We start from the raw sequence: 23,603 nt of genomic DNA, 5'->3' as shown, positions 1-23,603 counted from the left end.
AATCGATATTTTCCTGTTTTACAGGCAGTTTCCGGGAATGCAGGTATCCCCGAGGTGGCGGTTTTCAGGTCAAAGCTTACATTGCCGGAGCTGCCTCTTCTTCTTCGGCGTACATTTCACGCATCTTGTCCTCTTCTTCTTTGGACAGGTTGGAAGCAATAATTTCGAACTTGAGGCCTTTGACAGCTTCTGCTACCTTATCGTGCACGGCATCGCTGGTCAGCAAAAAAAGTGCAGAAGTGCCTTCGGTCACTTTGCTGCGGATCGACTTGATGAAATCATCACTGATACCAATGTCAGCAAAGGAGCCTGACATCGCACCCAGCGCGGCCCCGACGACCAGGCCAAAGATCGGGACCAGGAAGATCAGGCCGAACAGCATGCCCCAGAATGCGCCGCTCAGTGCACCTACTCCAGTCATGCTGGTTAATTGTTTCGTTTTTGGCTTTTTTTTGCCCATAGGCCAGGAAACGATTGCTGCATCCTGCAGGGTGATCAGTTGCTTCTTGCTCAAATCCTCTACCACTTCAAGTGCATGTTCTGCACCGCCAGGGGTGTCAAATTTTAAAACGGTTAGAGTTGCTATATTCAAACCTCCTTTTATATTCACATTTTTTCTTTGTTGCTTTGTTTTTATGCCAGCTCGTTAATCAAGGTGGAACCGGCATCTCCACTATCGTTTTGTAATTCTTGAAAAAGCCGGGGTACCATGTCTTCTTCTCTGGCTTACACATTTTCTGCTGTCTTAGCAGCAGCATAGTAACCGGGAAAAAGCCTTACTCAAAGCTCACAAACCGTTTTGCGCCGAGGGTCGAGGAATAATCACTTCTGACAATCGCTTCTGATAGGGAAATTTACAGTATTTTTTCATTTGTTGTCCCATGTGGGTTTTATTAATGTGATCTCATAGGGTCTAATGATACTGATATTCTGCCATAGCCAGAGCTATTCAGAGCGAGATTAATTCCATTTAAATTTCTTTTTTGACTATTATCGGTTTGAACCTGAAGGCTTGAGATTCTTCAGGTGTCTTTTATAACGCCTAAAAACCACCTGCCAGGTATCTACCGTAAATTTTGATGCTGTTAACCCCCACTGAACCTTCGAGATCACTTCCCCCAAGCTCGATGTTCAATTATTCGCTTTATATAATTCTTCGTTTATACATATTATCCTATGCATGTTGATTTATTTTCTCGGGTCTGCCGAAATGGATTGCTCCTTTCTGTTGGAGAAAGGGGACTAGATAATAGATCTATCTGATCCGTGCAACATTATTCACTATCTGTGTCGTTCCTGTCACGCTCGACTCAGGAGAGCGGTCTTTCCCGCAAAAAAGCCCGAAAAGAAGATCGAAAATAAAAGTCAGCAAGCAAAAACTATCGAGGAAACCGTAATATCGAAGAAAGCGTAATATCGAGGAAACCGTAATATCGAGGAAACCGTAATATCGAGGAAACCGTAATATCGAGGAAACCGTAAGACCCAACAAAAAAGAACAAATCAAATTCTACTTGAAAAACACTCTTTGTCAAATCTCTTTTTTATTTCCCTCTTTTTTTCAGGGCCGCCAGACAAGCTGGCGGAGGCGCTTGTATTTACCTGTGAATTGAATATCAGTTTCCGGGATTAAGGAAAGTATTCTCTCAGCCCCCGGGACATTTCTCCAATGTATTGTTTCTCTTTATTGCTGTGTTGTTTTGTCGGGCACTTTTTATCTGGCTGGCAGGCTGGCCCAAGCTCCGGGCGGCGCAGGGAAAGAAAACTGAAAGCTTCCAGCTCCGGGTACCGGAATAGATCAACTGATTAATCAGGAATCACCTGAATCTCTGCCCAGTCTGGAAATTTTCAGCTCATTTTCCTGGTCAGAAATATGAACAATGATGTCGGAAGAAGGCATCAATATATTCGCATTTATCAGGGCTTTATATATTGCCGTGTTGAGCTTGTCCTCTGAAACCCTGGTTTCCACGTAATTTTCTATCCAGCACCTGGCTTTGAACTCCACTCCTGATCCGGTAAACCTGAGTAAGAGAGCCTGTACAGGTTGTTCGTGCATGATCCAGTCTTCATGCTTCATAGCCTCAATAATCAGGTTTCGTACGTACTCGATATCCGGGCCATAGGATACAACTACATCGGTCTCTACACGGAACATCTTGCCGGGTATGGAATAATTGGTGATCATATCCAGGCCGATAACAGAGTTTGGAATTACTACCAGACGATTATCCCTGGTAAGAATACGAGTTGACCGCCATCCGATCTCTATCACATCTCCCCAGGTATCGAGTTTTTCGATTTGAATCCGGTCTCCGATCCGGAAGGGGCGGTCAATGAGAAGCATGATCCCGGTTATTATATCCGCGAGCGTCGTCTGGGCTGCAAGGCCAACTATTACTCCCCCGATACCTAGGGCAGTAAGTGACGCAGTAAATGCGGCCCCGGTGATCCCGAAATGTCCAAGAAGCACAATTATGGCCAGAAAACTGAAAACCAGCAAAAATATGTATTGTATGGAGCGCACAACTCTCTGGTCGATTTCTTCCCGATCCCGCAGGGGCACCCGGGATATGTACCAGTTTGAAGCAATGGATATGAGGCGAAAAATAATGTAGACCCCTATACACCAGTAAAGAAGAAAGAAAAGGTCATCCGCGAATCCTGTATAGAGCCCGACAGATTCACCGAACAGCCTTACTATGGCTTGCATGCCCCGCAGAATAATATAAAGGACCAGTAGATTTTCTAAAAGGCGGAGAATCCTATCGTCAGCTTTTGTTTTTGTCTTTTTGATTGCCGACCAGACCAGGTGCTTCAGGATTAATCGGCTTACTATTATGGCTCCTATTGTCAGTCCCAGAATAACGGCCAGCTTCAAGAGAATTCCGCCGAGGGGCAGCATCTGTTCAATCTCAACCATTTTACATTCCTCTCCGGCCCCGTACTGTCCCTGCAACAGAATCTTCAGGTATATTCCTTCGAATCTATCTTTTTAAGTCAGAATCCTCTTCTGCTGCCTGATCCCCTGCATTCCGGGTAATGAAAATAAATAAAAAACAAGTAACTTTGAACCTTCGCATATCCACTACCGTTAAAAAGACCGAAAATGAAAGCCCTATCGTCCGTTTTCTTCCGGGTTTTCGGTACTGATCCGGAGCAGAGTATCAGGTCTTAAAACATTCTTAAAACCGGCATTTAAGTTTTGGTACTTTTCAGGGTGTCGCTGCTGCCATTCCAGGCTTCTTTTCCTCTGCAAATTTAACCGCTTCTGCCAGTTCCTCTCCAACTAGAGCAAGTAGTTCAGGTGTTATCATGCCCTGGGAAACCAGCACTCCCCCAGCTTCACGGATCGCTTGTTTGAGATTCTTTGCCCAGAGGTGTTCGATGATAAGGATGGCAGCGGCAGTACCTTCCGGGATTGCATCGGTTACCTCCAGAATATCTTCTTCGGTAATTCCGTAGTTTTCCTGGGCTGCTGCCAGGGCTCCTTCTTCAATGCCTCTTATAGCTCCCTCTTCACCTGCGGCTCCAAATCCGAGAAGTCCTCCTACTACGGCCCCGAAACGCATTCTCTCCTCCTTGTCCAGTTGTGTGGTTTCCATATACTTGATGTTTCCATTTTCGTCTTTCCATACGAACAGCAGGTCAATGAGCCTGATCATTCCTTTTTCCATGACTGACCCAAGTTCACGCCGGATCTGGCCGTGGAAGTCCGGGTTCTCGAATACGATAACTAAGAGCTGCATAGGTCCATACATTACTTCGGTCATTTGTTTTCCCCCTTTTGAAGTTCTTCTTCCTCTTCTTCTTCCTCTTCTTTTTCCTCTGCTGCCTTGTTCTCCGTTTACCTTCTTTCCGTTTACACGTTCCTCATTGAAGGGACAAGAGCTATCCGGATAAGCTGCGAAATCTCTTCACATTTCCGGCGGCTATCTTTCTTTTCCCCCTTATCCGGAAATCAGTACCTAAAAACAGTTTTAGCAGCATTAGCAATGCGATATATAAAGTCCGGTTTATATATAATTGAGCACATATAAAAATGCACTTAAGATCAAAATTTGCCGGAAAGCAGGGAAGATAGATCTAAATTCCGCAGGCTGAAAACCCCCTTTCTTCAAAAATCTCAGGATTCATTATTGTTCGCGTTTTCCTCATCCTGACCTCTATCCCCACTTGATTCCATCAGTTTAGCCATCAAGTATGTTTCGTCGGAACTTTCCAGAATTATCTTTACAACTATTGTAAGGGGTACGGCAATCAACGCACCTGCAGCTCCCAGTATGAAAGACCAGTAAAACAGGGAAAGAAATACAATCGTGGGAGATAATTTAAGGCCTTTTCCTGCAAGGGACGGGAAAAGAACATTTTCCACGAGCATATTGATAAGACTAATACCGACAAGGACCGCCACTGCCCCAACAGGCCCATACTTGAACAGGCCAAGGAGCATAGGTGGTACAGCGGCCAGATAAAAGCCCAGGTAAGGTATATAACCGAACAGGAATGTCAGGAATCCCCAGAGAAGAGCAAAATCTATACCCCCAATAAAGAGCAGTATGGCAGTTCCAATTCCCCCAAGCAAATTGGTCTCAGTCCTCAGGAGCATGTAATTTATAACTTTGCTGCTTAATTCGGTAAACTTCGAAAGACGGACTGGTTGATCTTCAACTTCTTTTTGAACCTTTTCTGGCGCACTTGCAGAATCCAGAAGTAAAAACGTTGTCGTGATAACAATGAGCACAATTGTTGATCCGGCACCTAAGGCCCCTGAAATAATTTCCCCAGACACTCTGAAAGCAAATGCTGCAATATCGCGCAGGACCGATTCCACTGAAACTCCAGCTGCAGGCAAATATGTTGAAATACTGTTCAGAATACCCTGCAACTGATTTTCATAGTTTGGAATCTGGTCACTGATCTGGATTAAAGAGTTTACAAACAGAACTGCGGTTCCAAAAAAAACAAAAATGAAAAACAGGATTACAAGAAAAACGCTAACTGTTCCAGGAACCCCTTTCCTCATGAGCCAGCGAACCAGAGGAGCAAAGATTAGAAAGGCAAAAAGAGCGAAAAAAACCGGTATCAGTATAGTTGAAATCGCTTTCATACCAAGTGTAAGAAGAACTGCAGCAGTGCTGTAAATTAGAATTTTGGCTGGCGTTGAACTGGTATTTGCATTTATATTTACATCCCCCAAGCTTTCTTACTCCGGATTTTTCTTTTGCTGCCTTTTTTGTTTTTCAAATTTTCATAGATCAACTTCCCTGTCTTGCTCTCTAATTTCCATGCATTTCAATTGAGAAGAATTAAAAATCAGTAACTTCGCATCCTGTCTTTTTAGCTACCATTTTAATAAATGAAGAAAGTAAAGACTCCAGCTCCCCCATCTAAAGAAAGAAGATAAAAACCCCAATCTCCTTTCATTTTTTAATTAAACTATTAAGTCACTGAATGGACACAATATATGTATAAATCCCGGAATATATATAAATTAGCATATATAATTTTAGGATTTTCTCTTCTATATTTCCTTATTTTCTTTTTCCCACTTTCCTTTTTCCCACTTTCCTTTTTGCCTCTTTTCTCTTTATTTCGTGTTCTCCCTGGAGTTTTTTAGCACGCCTTCGGTAGCGGTAAAGCCCTGACGTGCAGGCAGTTCCTTCACTTCCATTCTTTCCGGCGCATCTTCTGGAAGTGCAGCTACTATCCGTGAATACCATTCGCCTGCAGGGCCTGCGGAAATTCCGTGGGCAAAAATACTTATGAGGACTGTGGTGATCACGACAAGAACTATCGTTTCAAGCCCCGGAATCCCTTTTGCCTCTTCCACAGCAATGAGCAGAAGGACGACCGATGCCAGGCCTCTCGGGCCAAACCAGCCAAGGAAGAGGACGGTTTCGCGGTGCAGACCCGCACCAATCAGAGAGATTGCTACAGGGACCATACGAATTACAGTGAGGCTCAGTACTGCATAAACGACCTCAGACAAACCGATGGCTGGAAGCCTTGTTGCGGTTACGACCCCGAATATGAAGAAAACTGCAAGGCTCAGGATACTCCCTTCGGCTTCCGTAAGAATGATCTCTTCCTCCTCGACCTTTCTGCCCATAGCCCCGCTTGCCATTCCCGCTAAAAAAGCCGCTATGAATCCGCTTCCTCCCAGCGTATCGGCCACAAGCCAGGAGATGATGGCAAGTGCCAGAAATTCGATCCTGCGGTAAAGCGTGGAAGTCCATCCTGCCCTGATAGCCCTGCCGGAAAGCCATCCTCCAAGCAGACCCAGTGTGATACCGACCAGAGCTCCATACCCTATCTGTTCAATTGTTAGGGATAAAATAGTAGCTATCGGCTGGTTAAGTTCCTCTCCTTTAGCCAGTGTAAGGAAGAAGATGAAAAGAGGAATTGCTCCCCCATCGTTGAGCCCGCTTTCGATGTTTAGGCTCTGTCGGATCCGGACAGGTATTTTCGGGTTGCTTACGATAGGCTGGCCCAACCCGGCATCTGTAGGGGCAAGAATAGCTCCCACGAGTGCAGCTTCGGCAAAGTTCAGGTCCAAAAATATGATCGCAGCAGCAACAGTCCCTGCGATAATAATAAGGGGCAGGGCAAAAAAGAGGAGGCGGTTTTGCAGACCTTCCTTCTGGCCCAGTGACCTCAGTTTGATCCTGGAAGCATCGGCGAACAGTGTGAGTACCAGAGCCACCTCAGCTACCTTGAGGATGAAACTGCTCCCTTCTGGAAATTCTACCATGTCGAGCCCTTCAGGGCTGAGCAGCATTCCGGCCGCAACAAAAATTATCGGGGTAGTGACAACGGTTTTAGAGATTCTTTGGGAGACAAGGCTATAAACAAAGAGTAGTGCAGCAAAGGCAATGACAAAGCTTGTTGTTTCTGCTGTCGTGGAAATTCCTTCTGCTTTCGGGTGCAGACTGTCACTTTTGCGCCATCAGTTTTTTGAGCTCTCAGCTGCTTTTTTGCATCTCCCCTTCACCTTGCCGGTTCCGTGGAAGTTTTTTCTGGGATACTGTCAGGGAGAACCCCATGCCCAGTATGCTGGTAATCACGAAGATCAGTGTGGCAAGGACGCCTACAGTCTCAAGGATATTCAAAAAAGAGGTGGTTTCACCCATTCTTTTCTCCCCTCTTTCCCCATTTTTCAAACCTCTCCCTTCAGTCGTGTGCCATCTGGTCAACAGCCACAGTAATCGCCAGGATTAGAGCAGCATCCTGTCCGGGAGAAATCTCCACTCCATAGGTATCTCTTATCCGGAACCACTTTTTGGAGACCTCTGCAACTTTATTTCTTCCAGCTTCAATCTTGTATTCGTGGTCCAGAATATTGCCCTGCACATTCATTTCAGGACCATTTGCGACTTCAACTTTCCAGCGGTCGCGGAGAGGCGTTATCAGGGCTTTTTTTATTGTTGCGGCTGTTTTGCCGTCCCCATCCTGGATTTCCAGCGTATCCCTGATCCTGAGTAGCTTCTCCTTGAGTTTGTACAGCTCGTGTCCCTGCACATCCTTGATGATCAGGGTGTCGCGAATACGGAGAGCTTTGCCGTCAACATAGAATGCCCTCTCACCAGCCTCATTTTCGATCCAGTAGTCATCCCCTATGGAAATGAGTTTTTCGTGCATTTTGTAGCGTTGTGTGCTTTCTGCTCCTCGGCCTCTGAGACCGCCCAAGATCCGTCCCATTAAAAATCACTCCCTTTTTATTGTATTCCATGTCTCTTCCCTTGTTGAGTATATAAATATAAATGATATATATTCAAATTGATTTATAATTTGGCATCAATACATGACTTTTTTCCGATCACATAGCTTTCCTGTAAATTTCAATTACATCTTCTTTTGAGAGCTCTCTTGGGTTTGTAAGCCGGCAGACATCCTGCATGGCATTTTCCGCCAGCAGTTCGAGGTCTTCTTCCCTGGCTCCGAGCTCTTTCAAACCTGAAGGAATTCCACTGTCGGATGCAAGCTTTTTGATTGCTGCTATGGCTTTGTCTGCGGCTTCTTCAGGGCTCAGGCCCTCAACTTTTTCTCCCATTGCCTTTGCGATATCAGCAAACCGTTCAGGACAGACCTCCTTGTTGTACATTTCCACATAAGGGAGGAGAATTGCGTTGCAGACGCCGTGCGGGAGGTTATATAATCCGCCGAGCTGGTGGGCCATGGAGTGCACGTAGCCAAGGCTTGCGTTGTTGAAAGCAATCCCTGCAAGATATTCGGCATGGGCCATCATGTCTCTTGTCCTTACATCTTCCCCGTGGGCAACGGCTTCTGGCAGGTATTTTGAGATTAGCTCTATTGCCTTGATAGCAGCCGCATCGGTGGTCGGAGTAGCCATGGTGGAAACATAGGCTTCAACTGCATGGGTAAGGGCGTCCATCCCGGTAGCAGCCGTAAGCGCTGGTGGCATACTGACCATCAGTTCAGGGTCGTTGACTGCCACGTCGGGTGTGATGCGGGGGTCAACGATTGCCATTTTGATGTGCCTTTCCGTGTCCGTGATAATTGTAAAACTCGTCATCTCGCTTGCGGTACCGGCAGTTGTATTTACCGTGATAAGCGGAGGAATTCCTTTAGTAACTTTCCCGATGCCTTCGTAGTCGTTAATCATCCCCCCGTTTTTAGCCACAATCCCAACGGCTTTTGCACAGTCCATCGGGCTTCCCCCTCCGACAGCAACTATCATGTCGCAGTTTTCTTTTTTGTATATTTCTGCCCCTTCCATAGCCGAGCTGTCTGTAGGGTTCGGCTCTGCTCCTGCAAAGATTGCTGCCTTCAGTCCTGCAGCTTCAAGGATCTTCCGGATATCCCCCGCAAGCTCCTCTCCATGCCTGCTCTTCCCGGAAACGATCAGGGCTTTAGTACCCCCAAGTTCTTTTGCCTGTTTGCCTATTTCTTTTACACAGCCAGCCCCCATAAGGGCTATTTTTGGGTTCAGATAGGTATATGTCATGTTTTCAACTCCTTTTAACAACAGTTTTCAAATTCCCCAAAATTTTATAAAAAACAAAATATTAATTGATACAACTTTTTCCCGGCAGCTAATAAAGTTTTGCTCCTGGGCAGGGGGGTTCAAAGCTAAGGGAAAATATGCGAAGAACAAAAAGAACCCAGGGAAAGAATCTTTCAGTTTTTTTCTCTCTGTGCCGCCCAGGCCTCGGCCTCCCCGCCAGTCCATAAAAACAATCTATAAGCCAGTATCGCAATTGAGAGAGACAAATATTGAAGGAAATAGCCACAGGACTAAGAGAATGCTTTCCTTTACCCCAAAAACCTTTTTTTAACCCAAATAAATATAAATGCCTCCGCCAGACAAGCTGGCGGCCCTGCAAAAAGAATGAAAAAAGATTTGAAAGAAAGATAAGGCCGAAACTTATGTCGGTTTGATCTGTTTGGTTCTCGCTCTTACTCACAAGCGTCCTCAGCGGCTTTTACTTTTCGAGTTTTATATTCTTTTTACTTTCTGAGTTTTAGATTCTTTCTTCTCTTCACTCCTCTTCTCTTTTCTTCTTTCTTTTCTTTTTGGGAAAGACCGCTCTCCTGCGTCGAGCGTGACAGAAACGACACAGTACAGTGAATAAGGTTATACGGATCAGAAAAATCCATAAGTTAGTCCTCTTGAGCGCAGCGAAAAGGACCGCAGGCTGTTTTACTTGCAGTGCAACTCCCAGGAAATCTTCGATTTCCTGTGAGCCCGAATCGCAATTCGGGCGAGACTTGAACAGAATGCAAAGATGAATCAATAGCGCGCAGACACGGATTGTTTTTTCCAAACGTGCAGCTATTTAAGAATTCAACCCTAATTAAATATACATGAGTGGGGGCAGGCTTGGAGCAGATTTTCTTTCAACGTATGAAGAGGGAATAAAAAGAGAATGGATTATAGGCAACGGGCTTGGAGGATATGCTTCTTCTACAGTCATCGGGGCAGGGACCAGGACTTACCACGGACTGCTTATAGCAGCTCCGGAGAATTCTCCGGGGAGGCTTTTGGTGCTTTCTTCCCTTGATGAGGAAATCTCAATCGATGAAGAAGTCTACCGGTTTGCTACCCATAAATATCCGGACAATATTTGTCCTGCGGGCTTCAATTACCTTTCCGAATTCACTCGTAACCCATTTCCCCTCTGGGTTTACCAGCCCGGTGATTTTGTCTTAAAGAAAAAAGTCTTCATGGTCCATAATAATAACACAACCTTCGTTCTCTATGATATTACATCCGAAAAAGAGGGAGCTTTGCTAAGAATTTACCCTCTGGTAAGCTCAAGAGACTTTAATCTTACTGCTCGCTCAGGATACCTTTCCTTCTTTCAGAGAGCTGGTCCTGCGGGAGTAGAACTGGCAAGTTCCAATGGTTTTACTTTTTCGCTTTCATCCAATCTCCAGTACCATGCTGAACCAAAGTGGTACTATAACCTGGAGTATGATGCTGAGAAGAACCGGGGACTTAACTTTCAGGAGGATATCTTTAATCCGGGTTATTTTGAAAGCACACTCGAACCGGGGACTTCCCGCTTTTTTATTGCTGCTTCAACAGGAGATATTTCTTCTCTTACTCTCGAGAAAGTTGATAAACTCTATACAAGGGAAGCAAATCGGCAGAACCTTCTTGTTCTCGATTCGAAGCTTACTGAGCCATTTGCTCTCAAACTTCTCAAGGCAACTGACCCTTTTGTAGTGAAAAATCACTTTACAGGTGAAAACACGGTTATTGCAGGATATCACTGGTACTCTGACTGGGGAAGAGATGCCATGATTTCTCTGCCTGGCCTGTTTTTAATTTCTTATCGGTTTGATGAGGCAAAGTCCGCTCTCAAAAATTTTGCCCGGTATTGTCGGAGAGGCTTGATCCCCAATACTTTTCCGGCTTTCGGAGGAGATCCGGTTTACAATACAGTGGACGCTTCTCTCTGGTTTATTCATGCTCTGGACCGCTATTTCGCATATACGAAAGATTTCCTTTTCCTCTCGGATATCTGGGATACTGTAGGTGATATTATAGACAATTATTGCGAAGGCACAGATTTTGGAATTGGCCTGGATTCTGATTGTCTTATTCGGCAGGGACCTCAGCTAACCTGGATGGATGCTAAAGTAGGGGAATGGGCGGTGACCCCAAGAGCAGGTAAAGCCTGTGAGATAAATGCTCTCTGGTATAACGCCCTGAAAACTGCTTCTTACATGGGTACTCTTCTCGGCGAAGATATTTCCTTATATGAAACTCTTGCAGCCGGGATAGCTTCGAATTTTGAAAATGTTTTCTGGAACCCGGAAACTAACTGTCTCTTTGACCTCGTATATCAGGATGAGGCCGGAAACCAGGTTAAAGACCCTGCAATCCGCCCTAATCAAATCTTTGCTGTCTCGCTCCCTTATACTATGCTTTCTCCTGAAAAAGAAAAAGCGATTGTAGACAGAGTTGAAAAAGATCTTTTGACTCCATTCGGGCTCAAAAGTCTATCGAGTGATCACCCATTATATATAGGACAGTACCGTGGAGACGCCCTTACCAGAGATACGGCCTACCACAACGGGACAGTCTGGCCCTGGCTCCTCGGGGCCTATGTGAAAGCTTACCTGAAAGTCCATAATTCTTCGAAAAGCAGCCTTGAGACCATGCGGGCTCTTCTTGAGGGCTTTGATACGCACCTTGAAACCGCAGGTATCTGCACCATTTCTGAAGTGTTTGATGGGGACTATCCTCACTCTCCAGGTGGGGCTATTGCCCAGGCCTGGAGCGTTGCAGAAATTTTCAGGGCATACGTAGAAGATGTGCTTGGGATCAAGCCTTGAAAAAGGAATTGTGTGTGCAGCCTTTAATAAAGGAATAATATTATCTATATGATCTGGAAGGGATATGGTGGGATGCCTGCAAAATAGGCTTATCCCCTCAGCCAGATCGTGAATATGGAATCTGATGCCGATTATTCACTGAAAAATCGTAAACAAAAGAATAACACCCAGGGATGATACGAAGCGATAAGCTTTTTAGCTAAGATAGCCGGCGTAATTGATGGGAAAAATCTCATATTACCTTAAGAAGTCAAAAATAGACCGAATTTGATGATTCATGCGGCTATATATCTCTAATCTATTCAATAAAGAGATAAGTTTATTAACCGTAGATAGTTATTGGGACTGAAATCACTTATAGAGAACAGCCACCTCTGAGATGATATCAATGGATCCACTAGAAAAAATTTTCGGGAAAACCGCACAGATGACAGTACTTAAAAACCTGATCGAAAACCAGAATGAACCAACCTACCTTTCAGGTATAGCCGAAGCAACCGGATTGTCTCACTCCAGCGTATCAAGGGTCATCACACCTTTGGTCGAGTCAGGCGTTATCCTGGAAAAACCCCTCGGAAAGCAAATCCGCACTTTCCAGCTGAACATGGAAAGCGAGGCCGCAAATTTAATAGTAGATTTTTACAACAAAATCAACCAGATGATTAAGTCTGATTAATAAGAAGCACGGGAAGTTTAAATTCGAGATTAGACAGACTTATTAATCTTTCTTTCCAGGCTTTACATAGATATCGGACTTACGTATTGTAGGTTCAGGATATCTATTTTTTCTTTTTTACGTTACGAGCTGATTTTATAGCTTAAAATTTGAGCTTTGAATCTGAGCTTTGAATCTGGTATTTTGAGTGATTAATCGAGTTTCTGATAAGTAACCTACTTTTCGTAGTATTTTTTCGAAAATTAATATTTTCTCTGATAACTTGTTTAAAATATCTCCAAATAAAAGAGAATCAAATTGAAACTTGATGATAACTGAATGCTACCGTTTTTTGTCTTTAAACCATTATCTAGCCGTTTTAACTCCTGCATAAAAATCCAGGAAATTCACGTTAAGATTGAAAATCGATAGCAGAATAAAATAATAGCAGAATAAAATAATAAATGTCCAAAAAATACTGTATAAAGTGAGTCTTATATCCAATTTTTCCTCGGAAAGAGGACAAATTGTGTAGCCTTAATAAGGCTACCTGAACAGTTAAGTTTCATGTTATTTTTCTCTGTTCTATTGCGTAAGTTCTAAACGGTTAACTATACTTTCCTATGTTGATCTGGCTGCCATTTTCTCCCAACTCTTTTGAAGAAGTTACTGAAGTATGTCCTGCACCAATGCAAGGAGAGTTTGGTTTCAGGTGGTAATCATGTTTATTCCGGTTTACAAAGAGCGGATCTACATAGATGTCAGTGGTTGATGTGCAGTTCAGGTAGTTATCTGCAGAGTTATTGTACAGACAGTTATTTTCCAGCACAAAAGTATGTGTTTCAGAGAGATAATTGATTGCTGCATATCCTGTCCCATCAGGATTTTTTGTGCGCTTCTGGGTATTTACGATAATATTATTGCGGACAATTGTTGTATATCCTGTTCCTTTAGGTGAAAGATTGGGATGGCCTTCATATGTAGGATATATGTGAGTACCTGTAGGATACATGTGAATAACTGCAGAATGATATACACCGTCAAAGATATTGTTTTCAATGAGGGTATCATAAAATCCACTTGTTACTATGCCTCCAACCCAGTCAATACCCGGGTTTGTACCAGTATTATAAAAGATATTGCGATAAATGTGGACATTCTGTGCATCTTCCCTGGTATAAAGCTCTGACCAGCCTATCAACCAGATCGCGGGTCCATAAGTATTATGGATAGTATTGTTATAGACCTCCACATTATTGACTACACCTGTTGTTTTCTCAATCAGAATTCCAGGGCCGCCTGCACTCCAGTGGTAAAAGGAGTCGATTACATTATCATGGAATTTTACGTGGTTTGAGTTCAATACTCTAAGACCGCTGTCAGTCCTGCAGGTTATTTTATTGTTCCAGGCCTCTACATTCAGGCAATCGATAGCAAAAAGTCCATTATGCCCCAATTTATACACGTTGTTATTGTAAAACTGAATATTATAACCACGATTTGCTTTCAACCCTTCTCCATGCCCGTCATGCATGTACATGTCATGAACTTGAATGTCCCTGGAATTGAGGAAGTGGACCATATTGTAATATCCGAGTCCTTTCTTTTTGTCTTGATTATTGTCATGATTTCCGTCAATTTCAAATCCTTTTATAGCGACTCCATGGATTCCGGTATTGTTCATCTGCGTTATCAGGGGCTTACCTACTGGCCATTCCGCTTTGTCTTTAAGCTTAATTACGGCTGTAGGATCTCCTTCCAGGGTCGTATTATTTCCAATGAAAATACTATCTGAAATAACGTATGTATTTGGACCTTTCAAATGAACGGTTGTGAACAACGGATTTTCTGCAACATATTCAAGAGCTTGATTTATCTCTACCTGATCATCACTCCCATCACAGGTGAAGTTTTCACTTCCATCCCCCGCTACATAAACCGTCTTATCTGATGGTATGTATGAAGAATTGGACTATATGTTATGAAGAATGAATATCCCCAGTGAAATCACGAAAATTAGACTTAAAATGGAAAATCCTATTTTTTTCCTGTTTTGCAGTACGTACCTAAGATATTTTTCGTTCATTTTATCCCCTACTTTCTATTACAAACCTCAGTCTTGGAAATGTCTTGAAAGGAAATACTTACTCAAAGATGAATAAATAAACACATAATTAATCATTAGAAATATATTTAAGAATAATTATACATAAGAGTTTCAATAGAAACCCTTGTATCATATAATATTTTCTATATTTTAACGACTGAATAACTTTTTGTATAAACAAAGAGCAAGAAAGACGAAGTTTCTCCATAAGCTATAAGTGAAAAATGAGGATCAAAACTTAATAAATTAGGATCTACTGGTCATTCAAAAATATTTAAAGACAGTGTGGCGGAAGTTCTATAAATTCGAAGAAAAGGCATAACCCCATGAACTGTATACAAAATAGTAAAAATAGAATTCACTACTGTTTAGCTGAATCAAGTCATTCCATACTTTTTGATTTCAGGGATTATGCGGAACTGCAAAGTTAAGGGGTTTGGCTGCACTTTTTTGGACGCTAAAATCTTCATCCCTGATGAGTTCCTGTACCTTAAAATAACTTTTAAAGCTCACATATAGACTGAGTCGTATTAATAGGAATTTTCGATATAATCGGAATTTTCGTTTTTTTTGGTTTTGCAATAGAAGAAGGAGATATTATCCCTATTTAACAGAGTTTTTTGGTGAAACCGGAAGATAGGTAAATTATATTATTGATCCGGGAAATTTATAATATAATGGCTATAATGGGTGGAAGGGAAGTAGGAAGAGGGTCTCTGCAACTGGACATAGGTATAGTTGTATCAGGCCTTGGAGGGAACTCAAATGAGGAAAGGAATCAATTAAATGGCCTTTTTTCCTTTTCTGGCATCGATTTTGGACTCTATATCGGACCATCATATAATCCGTTTCGGACTATAGGGCCCAGTATCGGCATTGGTCTGGTCATAGGGTCGAATGGTTTTCTGGCTGCAAAATTAGGTATACATTTCAGAAGAGCGTTTGGTCTGGCTATGCTGTTTCCTATAGTTCCCATTTATGGTGTTACCGGAGCGAGCTTTTTAGCTGCGCTGCCTGTTTCAGAAGGAGTTAAAGCTGCAGCAACTGTCCCGTTACTGTTAGTACCAGCAGCTGTTGTATACCAGGACGATATCAAAAAATTACGTAAACGTGGGACAGAAATAGTAAGGAAATTGAGGTCGTATATTTCAGGATAACCAGTACTTCATGATATTAATTCTGAATATTGAGATTTTCGTGCTTCCTTTCCTGGAAGTTTCTGAGTTTTCCGTCTAATTTCACCAATCGACCTAACCATAAATATATATCGTTCTTATTCAAAATAGCCACTTGTGACCTCTGGAGAAACTGTGCGAGCGGAAATATTCATATCCGGAAGGGTACAGGGCGTGGGTTTTCGAAGGTTTGCAAGAAATGCTGCCGAGCGCTTTGGGGTGGACTGTAACCCTATAAACCTCAGGGATGGTAGTGTTTTTGTTCTCGCTGAAGGCAGGCAAGAAGCCCTCGAACTTCTGATAAACGAGCTTCGGAAAGGGCCTAATTATGCTCACGTAGAAGACGTTGATGTTACTTTTAAAGAAGCCCTGGGAAATGTGTACGATCTTTGAGATCATCTTTATAGCCTGTAATTTTTGCTCTGTAATTTTTGCTCTGTTCCTGAAAAAAGAGTATTCCATTGTGAACCTGGTTCCGGAAAGTCCTGATAGATGAAGCTCCAAAAAAACAATATATGAGAACTATACTCTTCTTATTACTTAAAATTTAAAATAAATTATTCAGTACTGATGAAAATTAATAAACGCTTTATAAATATCCAATAATCTTTGAAACTGACCACCATGTTTCTGAAACTCTTTTCCCTATTTCTGATTATTCCCATTGTTGAGATTTATCTCCTGATCACGATAGGGGGCATAATCGGAACTCTAAATACCATACTTATTATTTTGATTACTGCGACCCTTGGAGCTTACCTGACAAAAAGCCAGGGCTTTCGGGTGCTCCGCCAGATCCAGGAAGCAACAGGACAGGGCTATATGCCAGGAAATGAACTCCTGCACGGGCTCTTTGTATTGATCGGAGGTTTTGCCCTCCTGACTCCCGGCTTTCTGACTGATGCTATAGGATTTTCCATGCTAATTCCTCAGCTTCGAGAAATCTATGTGGGGATAGCAAAAGGGATCATCAGGAAAAAGATACAGCAGGGCAACTTCCAGATGCGGATGTATACGGATTTCAGGTAACCCGCAACCACAGAAGCGATAGACTAAATCTTCAAGGATGTAGACAAAACAGAATTAAGTGGAATCTGAAATAGTATCTGAAATAGTATCTGAAATAGTATCTGAAATACTATCTGAAATACTATCTGAAATAGTATCTGAAATACTATCTGAAAAACACTCTTTTTCACTTATATTCTGTTTCACACCTTTTTTAGTTTCATTATTTTTTGGGAATTAAGCTTCTCAGGATAGAAGCCCGAACACGTAAAGCAGCGCCGGCGCAAGAAAAACCGTAATCAAACCGGCAATCCCTATTGCAAGCCCGCTCATTGCTCCTTCGGTTTCCCCTATTTCTATTGCTCTTGTTGTCCCGAGAGCGTGAGCAGCTGTGCCGATTGCAATGCCGACTGCGACCCTGTCCTTTATACGGAAGCAGCGGCAGATGAATGGCCCAAGCACAGCCCCCAGGATTCCTGTTACTATAATTGCAGCCACTGTTATTGCAGGCAGGCCTCCTATCTGTTTTGAAATCTCTATTCCTATGGGTGTAGTCACGGATTTCGGGACAAGAGAATTGGTTATGGCTTTATCAAGCCCGAAAAAGCTGGAGAATATAAGAATGCTTGACATACCCGCAATGCAGCCTGCACTAATTCCTGTAATTATAGGGAGGGCATCGCTTTTCAGGAGCTGGATTTTTTTGTACAGGGGCACGGCAAGGACAACGGTTGCAGGCCCGAGGAAGAAGGAAATGTAGTCTCCGCCCACATTATAAGTCTCAAAATCTATCCTGAAATAAAGGAGGAAAAGAATCACAAGCACAAAGCCTACAAGAAGAGGGTTGAAGACCGAAGAACGGGTCTTCTTATAGAGCAGAGTACCTATCTGAAAAGCAACTAAAGAAATAAGAATTCCAAATAAGGGTGTATTGAGAAACTCATTCAAAAAACCAACCTGCACTTCAGCTCACCTCTTTCGTTTTTCTTTCGCGTGCCTGTATTCTTTCGGATGCCTGTATTCTTTCGGATGCCTGTATTCTTTCGGATGCCTGTATTTTTTCAGATGCCTGTGCTTTTTGAGGATTTTTCCCGACCGTAACTTTCCCTTTTCCGGAAAAAGCCATCTTCATCGACCTTCTCTGGAGGAACTTTTTGACAAACTCTACTGTCATCCCGGTTACACCCAGAATTATCACTGTTGAGATAATGGAAACCCCGATGACGGCGGTCAATTTTCCTTCAAGCACAGCAAAGCAGGTTATAAGGCTGACACCTGCGGGAAGGAAGAAAAAAGCCAGGTTATCGAGCAGAAAATCACTTATCCGGTCTATCATTTCGAGCTTAATTACACCTGTATACAGGCCGAAGAAAAGGATTAACATACCCAGGATATTGCCCGGAACAGGCAACACGAATGCTTTCTGAAGCAGCTCGCCCAGAAAATATATGCCAAGAATAATAGAAAATTGTTTTAGCAAAACCTTTTTTGCCTCCTGTTAACTGGAACCGGACTAAAGAAATCGAATTATAAATACCTTCGTAGTGATTGGAAAATTATTTGCAGTGTAATCCAGGTCGTCGGTACAACCTGATATTTTTTATTTTCAGATACTTTCCCCCATGTACGTTCCTTCAGATACTTTCACATTTCCGATACTTTCGCACCTTCATGATACAAACTGAAAGTTTTCAAAGGGCGCACAATAAATTCATATCGAGCAAACTCCTATTTTCCCTGGGGGTTCTGATGGGAGAGAAGCGCTTAGTATACATGGATCATGCAGCCACCACTTTCACAAAACCGGAAGTGGTTGAAACTATGCTGCCTTTTTTGAAAGAACATTTTGGGAATCCTTCTTCCCTGTACTCAATAGGGAGAGAAGGCAGGGAAGCCGTGGAAACCGCCAGGGAAAAGCTTGCAAAGGCGCTAGGGGCCAGGCCTGAAGAAATATATTTTACTTCAGGCGGGACCGAGTCTGACAACTGGGCTGTCAAAGGAACTGCTTTTGCCAGGCGAAATAAAGGAAAGCACATTATCACCACGCCAATTGAACACCATGCAGTGCTTTACCCCTGTGAGTATCTGGAAACGCAGGGCTTTGATGTAACCTATCTGCCTGTAGACCGGTATGGGCTTGTAGACCCTGCGGAGGTGGAAGCCGCAATAAGAAAAGATACAGTCCTGATTTCGGTCATGTATGCAAATAACGAAATAGGGACAACCGAACCCATTTTAGAGATAGGAAAAGTTGCCATAGAACACGGGATTCCTTTTCATACCGATGCCGTACAGGTAATAGGGAAGGTCCCCCTTGATCTGCAGCGGGAACATAAGGATGTGGACATGCTCTCCCTTTCCTCGCATAAATTTTATGGGCCAAAGGGGGTCGGAGCCCTTTACATAAGAGAAGGGACAGAAATTGATAATTACATGCACGGGGGCGCGCAGGAGAGAGGAAAACGCGCAGGGACAGAGAATGTCGCAGGGATTGCAGGCATGGGAAAGGCAGTCGAACTTGCAACTGCAAACATCGAGGAACATAACGAAAAGCTCAGGAAAATGAGAGACCGGCTCATGGCCGGAATCCTTGAAATTCCCCACTGCAGGCTCAACGGGCATCCGGAAAAACGCCTTCCTGGGAACCTGAACTTCAGTTTTGAGTATATAGAAGGGGAGTCCCTGCTGCTCATGCTTGACCAGATGGGGATCTGCTGTTCAACAGGCAGCGCCTGTTCTTCGGGTTCTTCCGAACCTTCACATGTGCTCAGGGCAATAGGAGTGCCACCGAAAATCGCCCAGGGTTCTCTGCGCCTGACCCTTGGGGATGCGAACTCAGAAGAAGATATTGATTATGTACTCGAGGTGCTGCCTGAGGTCGTTGGAAAATTGAGGGCTATATCTCCATTCTACAAACCTGCGAAGAGTGGATAAAAGTGGATAAAAGTGGGGACAAGAGCTGATGGAAGCTGAAGGAAGCTGATTTGAGCCGATGTATGCTGATGGAAGCTGATGTAAGCGGATGAAAGCTGATAAGCCTGAGAGAAAAATAGCAATCTAAGAAGTGAGGGAAAAGTGAGGGGATTTTGTGTATAATAAAAAGGTGATGGACCATTTTATGAATCCGAGAAACGTGGGGGAAATAGAGAATGCTGACGGCGTCGGAGAAGCCGGAAACCCTCATGGGGACCAGATGAAAATTTTCCTGAAAATCCGGGACAACAGGATTGAGGATGTAAAATTCAAGACATTTGGCTGTGCAGCAGCAATCGCATCAAGCAGTATGGCAACAGAGCTGATAAAAGGCAAAACCCTCGAAGAAGCCTGGGGGCTCACAAACGAAGCCGTGGCTGAAGCACTTGAGGGGCTGCCCCCGGGAAAACTGGAGTGCTCGGTAGTGTCCAGGGAAGCCATTCACAGGGCAATCAATGAATATCGTAAAAAGCAGGGATTTGAGCCTCTTGCAGAGCAGGCCTGAGATCAATCACCTCGCTGAAACCCCTGTAAGCCTCCCGAATATCTTTATCGTAAACTTGATAATAAGGGTACCAGATCATACCCTATGAAAAAAATAGGGATCGCAATTACCGACCCGGAAGACTGGACAGCCCGGGCCCTCATCAATGCAGCGAAGGAAAAAGGCTTTTCTCCTTTTGTTCTCGACCTAAGGACAGCAGAGGTCAGTGTAAGTTCAAAAACTCACGAGCCAGCAGCTCTTTTTAAAGCAGGGGAAATCCTGCTCTCAGACCTTGATGCCCTCATTGTCAGAGATGTGGGGGCAGGGGCTTTTGAAGGAGTATCTTTCAGGTTTGATATCCTGAGGGAGCTGGAGGCAGAAGGAGTTCCGGTTATAAACTCTCCGGAAGCTATCCGGAATGCGGCAAACAAGTACCATGCTTCTTATCTTCTGGCAAGAGCCGGTCTTCCGGTACCTGAAACCATAGCCGTCCAGAGTGTGGAAGCAGCCTTAAGGGTAGCATCCGGGTTTGGAGATGCTGTCATAAAACCTGTTTTTGGTTATAAGGGAAAGGATATTGCAAGGGTAAAGGAAGGAGAAATCAGGTTTTCAGACAGAAAAACCGGGCCTGTACATGTGGAAGAGGCTCTTGAAAGCCTGCTTGAAGAAAGGGGGATGCTGTATATCCAGGAGTTTATAGAAAACCCCGGGAGGGACATAAGGGCTTTTGTTGTAGGAGGCACTGCCATAGGCGCAATTTACCGAAAAGCCGCAGTAGGTTCCTGGGTAAACAACCTCAGTCAGGGAGGAAGTGCAGACAGATGTGTACTTACCGATGAACAAAAAGAAATTGCAGAAAAAGCTGCCCTTGCAGTAGGCACGACATTTGCAGGTATTGATATTATAGAAGGCCCTGAAGATCAAAATGAAAGTAAAAATGAATCTAAAAATAAATCTAAAAATGAATCTAAAAATGAAAATAATAAAATTGAAGATAGAGGCAATGGAAATAAACAGGGTTCCCGGATACTTGAGGTCAATGGGACGCCTTCAGGAAAAGGTATTTTTGATGCATGGGGGATAAATACTGCCGAATATATTTTGGAATACCTTCAAAATATTATATGAACTAACTATAAATGGTATTGAATACATTATAATATAATATTTTTAGGAAGATCATTAATAGAGGTTTTATCAAACCTGGAAACTATAGATCTATGAAGACAGTAAAGTAGCCTGTAGAACTGAAGTAGTCTGAAGAAGGTTGTGAGAAAGCCTGAGAGAACATCTCAAACTCGATCCGGAAAGACTGCACAGAAAACATTTAAGATATAGGCTGCCTTTGAATAAGCCCGAGGCAAAAAATGAGTGAATACAAACAGTGTATAGTAACCCGGGATGACCTGAAACTTTCCAAAGGTAAGTTTGCTGTACAGGTGGCTCATGCTGCTCTTTCTGCGGCTGAATGGGCAAGCAAAAGCGACCTTGAAAAATGGAGAGAAGGAGGACAAAAAAAAGTTGTCCTGAAAGTTCCCACCCTTAAGGACCTTTATGAGCTTAAGGAAAAAGCAAGACGGGAAGGGCTTCCAACCGCCCTGATACAGGACGCAGGACTTACGGAAATTCCTTCCGGGACAGTCACAGTGCTCGGAATCGGACCGGCAAAAGAAGAGCTTATAGATAAGATTACTCGGGATCTTAAACTTGTTTAATTACCAGAGTGCCCGGATAAAGGGATTAGAGACCCGTTTTAAAAAAGTGATCCGAGGATACCTGAAGAGATGTTTTCACTGACAGAAGAAAGTTCTGCCTGTTATTCTATTCCGGAGGGTATTAATGAATAACCCAGGGGTTTCAGGAAAAAACGCAGCCTTGAAAATTGCTGTCTTATGTATATGCCTTGTACTGGTTACAATGGCTGGATTTTTCATTTCGGACTCAATTGGTAATTTTACGCATGAGTTAAGAGATTGTCTTGGACTGGGTGTGGGGCCTGAAAGCTCTGAAAAGGTATTCACACCTGATACGGCTTCTTTTACTTTTCCGGCAATACCTTCGTATTCCACTACGAAAAACGAACTTACTCCTGTCCTGAGAACTCCACTGCAGCCTGGCTTCTCTCTGAGCAGCAGTTATCAGACCTCAGATTTTTTCCAGGGAGGAATAAGTTATTTTAAAATAAGTATCAAAAACGAAGGCCGAAACCCAATCTTTATTGATAGGTACGGAGTTTCTGTTAACGCCTCCGAAAACAAGATCTTTTCCGAAGACTGTGGAGCTTTACTTATCCCGGGAGAAGAGCAGAGTCTCGGAATAATCGCAGTTCAGGTGCCCGAAGAAGAAAAAGCCAGCATCAGCATCGTCCTCTGGCTGCTTGCCTCGACATCGGAAGGCAAATGGCATGAATACGAGCCCTATTTAATGAACGGGTTCACTACGGATCTAAAGCCGATGTCTGAAAAAATTACTCCTAAATACAGATACAATCCTGCTTATTACTTTAATAAAATAAACCGATTGGTGGAACCAGCCGAGCCTGATGTAAGGAACAGAGCAGCCGAAGTAGCCCGCTCATATCCCGGAGCTTATAATATCTATCAGGTCTGTGCCCTTTTTGATATGGTAAAAGAGGAAGTCGAATATGTAAGTGACCCGAGGGGTAACGACATATGGGAGCCAGCCAACGTTACTCTGAGGATCGGAGCAGGAGACTGTGAAGATCAGGCAATTCTCCTCTCATCCATGCTCGAAGCTGTGGGGGGTACGACTCGAGTCTATCTGACAGACACCCATGCCTTCGCAGGTGTCTATATAGGCAACGGAACCCATTCAACTGACGCCGCAGTTAAAGGAATAAGGGCTTATTACGGAAATGTTGACGTAAACTACCTGACCGATGAATACGGTTCCTGGCTCATGCTCGACCCTACTTCCAGCCTTTATGCAGGCGGACTTCCAGGAAAAACAGCTCAGGCAAAGGTTCAGGCAATCGGAGAAAACGAAACGTACAGGAGCTGGACCTTCGTAAACACAAGCGAAGTAAAAGTGATTGACATCAGCACCAGAGCAATTAAATAAGTTCCACCTATTAACCTCGGGCAGCACACGGGAAGAAAACACTTCCCTGGAAGCTGTTGATCTGCACCATTAATCAGCAGATCTTATCCTTTTAATTCTTAGTCAGTAATCCAGCCGTAAATTATACCCATTAAATTTTATCCCGTAAATTATACCCAGTAAATTATACCCATCAAATGTTATCCCGTAAATTATACCCAGTAAATTATACCCATTAAATTTTATCCCGTAAATTATACCCATTAAATTTTATCCCGTAAATCAAGCCGTAAATTTTTACCAGGAAATATTACCCAATTTATTAAAGGAGTG

General features: G+C 43.4%; 21 protein-coding genes. 10 read left to right on the top strand and 11 right to left on the bottom strand.

Translation table 11 applies throughout. The features are described 5' to 3' along the window. Positions 1-76: 76 nt before the first annotated feature. The 8 genes from EO92_RS14885 to EO92_RS14850 all read right to left on the bottom strand — a co-directional run bounded on the left by EO92_RS14885 (position 77) and on the right by EO92_RS14850 (position 8,968). On the bottom strand, positions 77-592 hold the full coding sequence (locus EO92_RS14885) for a DUF1269 domain-containing protein (RefSeq protein WP_235283363.1): 516 nt from the start codon (positions 590-592) through the stop codon (positions 77-79). 1,218 nt (positions 593-1,810) lie between these two features. Next, positions 1,811-2,923 carry a mechanosensitive ion channel family protein gene (locus tag EO92_RS14880; RefSeq protein WP_048172993.1) on the bottom strand — a complete coding sequence of 371 codons (1,113 nt, stop codon included), beginning with the start codon at positions 2,921-2,923 and terminating at the stop codon, positions 1,811-1,813. Positions 2,924-3,215: 292 nt separating this feature from the next. Next, entirely contained in the window at positions 3,216-3,773 is a 558-nt protein-coding gene (locus EO92_RS14875) for a DUF1269 domain-containing protein (RefSeq protein WP_048161823.1), read from the bottom strand. Positions 3,774-4,126: 353 nt separating this feature from the next. Beyond that, a complete protein-coding gene (locus EO92_RS14870) occupies positions 4,127-5,200 on the bottom strand; it encodes an AI-2E family transporter (RefSeq protein WP_048172749.1) in 1,074 nt (357 codons plus the stop codon). 390 nt (positions 5,201-5,590) lie between these two features. Then, complete coding sequence (locus tag EO92_RS14865) at positions 5,591-6,877, bottom strand: sodium:proton antiporter (protein ID WP_156165849.1); 1,287 nt, start codon at positions 6,875-6,877, stop codon at positions 5,591-5,593. A gap of 88 nt (positions 6,878-6,965) precedes the next feature. Then, complete coding sequence (locus tag EO92_RS17955) at positions 6,966-7,133, bottom strand: hypothetical protein (protein ID WP_200896786.1); 168 nt, start codon at positions 7,131-7,133, stop codon at positions 6,966-6,968. A gap of 40 nt (positions 7,134-7,173) precedes the next feature. Further along, positions 7,174-7,701, bottom strand: coding sequence for an LURP-one-related/scramblase family protein (locus tag EO92_RS14855; RefSeq protein WP_048172742.1), 528 nt, complete (start codon positions 7,699-7,701; stop codon positions 7,174-7,176). Positions 7,702-7,819: 118 nt separating this feature from the next. Beyond that, the gene (locus EO92_RS14850) at positions 7,820-8,968 is read right to left on the bottom strand and encodes an iron-containing alcohol dehydrogenase (protein ID WP_048172739.1); all 1,149 of its coding nucleotides are present in this window, start codon (positions 8,966-8,968) and stop codon (positions 7,820-7,822) included. Between the two features lie 860 nt (positions 8,969-9,828). On the opposite strand from EO92_RS14850, the gene EO92_RS14840 reads away from it, so the two are divergent. After that, positions 9,829-11,808 (top strand): amylo-alpha-1,6-glucosidase, encoded by a 1,980-nt coding sequence (locus tag EO92_RS14840; RefSeq protein ID WP_048172734.1) that lies wholly within the window; start codon positions 9,829-9,831, stop codon positions 11,806-11,808. 388 nt (positions 11,809-12,196) lie between these two features. After that, positions 12,197-12,484, top strand: a complete 288-nt coding sequence (locus tag EO92_RS14835; protein ID WP_048134769.1) for a MarR family transcriptional regulator — start codon at positions 12,197-12,199, stop codon at positions 12,482-12,484. A 586-nt stretch (positions 12,485-13,070) separates the two neighbouring features. Here the strand turns inward: EO92_RS14835 and EO92_RS14830 are convergent. After that, the gene (locus tag EO92_RS14830) at positions 13,071-14,420 is read right to left on the bottom strand and encodes a right-handed parallel beta-helix repeat-containing protein (protein ID WP_200896792.1); all 1,350 of its coding nucleotides are present in this window, start codon (positions 14,418-14,420) and stop codon (positions 13,071-13,073) included. Between the two features lie 827 nt (positions 14,421-15,247). Between EO92_RS14830 and EO92_RS14825 the strand changes: the two genes are divergently transcribed. The 3 genes from EO92_RS14825 (at position 15,248) to EO92_RS14815 (ending at position 16,774) form a co-directional block, all read left to right on the top strand. Continuing rightward, positions 15,248-15,727, top strand: a complete 480-nt coding sequence (locus tag EO92_RS14825) for a hypothetical protein (RefSeq protein ID WP_235283361.1) — start codon at positions 15,248-15,250, stop codon at positions 15,725-15,727. A gap of 135 nt (positions 15,728-15,862) precedes the next feature. Beyond that, a complete protein-coding gene (locus EO92_RS14820; RefSeq protein ID WP_048172732.1) occupies positions 15,863-16,138 on the top strand; it encodes an acylphosphatase in 276 nt (91 codons plus the stop codon). 216 nt (positions 16,139-16,354) lie between these two features. Continuing rightward, on the top strand, positions 16,355-16,774 hold the full coding sequence (locus EO92_RS14815) for an FxsA family protein (protein ID WP_235283360.1): 420 nt from the start codon (positions 16,355-16,357) through the stop codon (positions 16,772-16,774). A gap of 225 nt (positions 16,775-16,999) precedes the next feature. Here EO92_RS14815 and EO92_RS14810 read toward each other — a convergent pair whose 3' ends face one another. Together EO92_RS14810 and EO92_RS14805 are read right to left on the bottom strand one after the other, a co-directional pair. Continuing rightward, a complete protein-coding gene (locus EO92_RS14810; protein WP_048172726.1) occupies positions 17,000-17,716 on the bottom strand; it encodes an LrgB family protein in 717 nt (238 codons plus the stop codon). Position 17,717: 1 nt separating this feature from the next. Then, on the bottom strand, positions 17,718-18,233 hold the full coding sequence (locus EO92_RS14805) for a CidA/LrgA family protein (RefSeq protein WP_048172725.1): 516 nt from the start codon (positions 18,231-18,233) through the stop codon (positions 17,718-17,720). A gap of 269 nt (positions 18,234-18,502) precedes the next feature. Between EO92_RS14805 and nifS the strand changes: the two genes are divergently transcribed. The 5 genes from nifS to EO92_RS14780 all read left to right on the top strand — a co-directional run bounded on the left by nifS (position 18,503) and on the right by EO92_RS14780 (position 23,291). Further along, on the top strand, positions 18,503-19,687 hold the full coding sequence (nifS, locus tag EO92_RS14800) for a cysteine desulfurase NifS (protein WP_048172722.1): 1,185 nt from the start codon (positions 18,503-18,505) through the stop codon (positions 19,685-19,687). Positions 19,688-19,841: 154 nt separating this feature from the next. Next, complete coding sequence (gene nifU / locus EO92_RS14795) at positions 19,842-20,231, top strand: Fe-S cluster assembly scaffold protein NifU (RefSeq protein ID WP_200895038.1); 390 nt, start codon at positions 19,842-19,844, stop codon at positions 20,229-20,231. An 84-nt stretch (positions 20,232-20,315) separates the two neighbouring features. Further along, entirely contained in the window at positions 20,316-21,338 is a 1,023-nt protein-coding gene (gene mptN, locus EO92_RS14790) for a tetrahydromethanopterin:alpha-L-glutamate ligase (RefSeq protein WP_048172719.1), read from the top strand. A gap of 239 nt (positions 21,339-21,577) precedes the next feature. Beyond that, entirely contained in the window at positions 21,578-21,925 is a 348-nt protein-coding gene (pth2, locus tag EO92_RS14785; protein ID WP_048134777.1) for a peptidyl-tRNA hydrolase Pth2, read from the top strand. 124 nt (positions 21,926-22,049) lie between these two features. After that, on the top strand, positions 22,050-23,291 hold the full coding sequence (locus EO92_RS14780) for a transglutaminase family protein (protein ID WP_048172716.1): 1,242 nt from the start codon (positions 22,050-22,052) through the stop codon (positions 23,289-23,291). The last annotated feature ends 312 nt before the right edge of the window (positions 23,292-23,603 follow it).

The sequence above is a fragment of the Methanosarcina sp. 2.H.A.1B.4 genome, from assembly GCF_000979385.1.
Classification (GTDB): domain Archaea; phylum Halobacteriota; class Methanosarcinia; order Methanosarcinales; family Methanosarcinaceae; genus Methanosarcina.
This window is presented reverse-complemented; position numbering and strand designations above follow the sequence as displayed.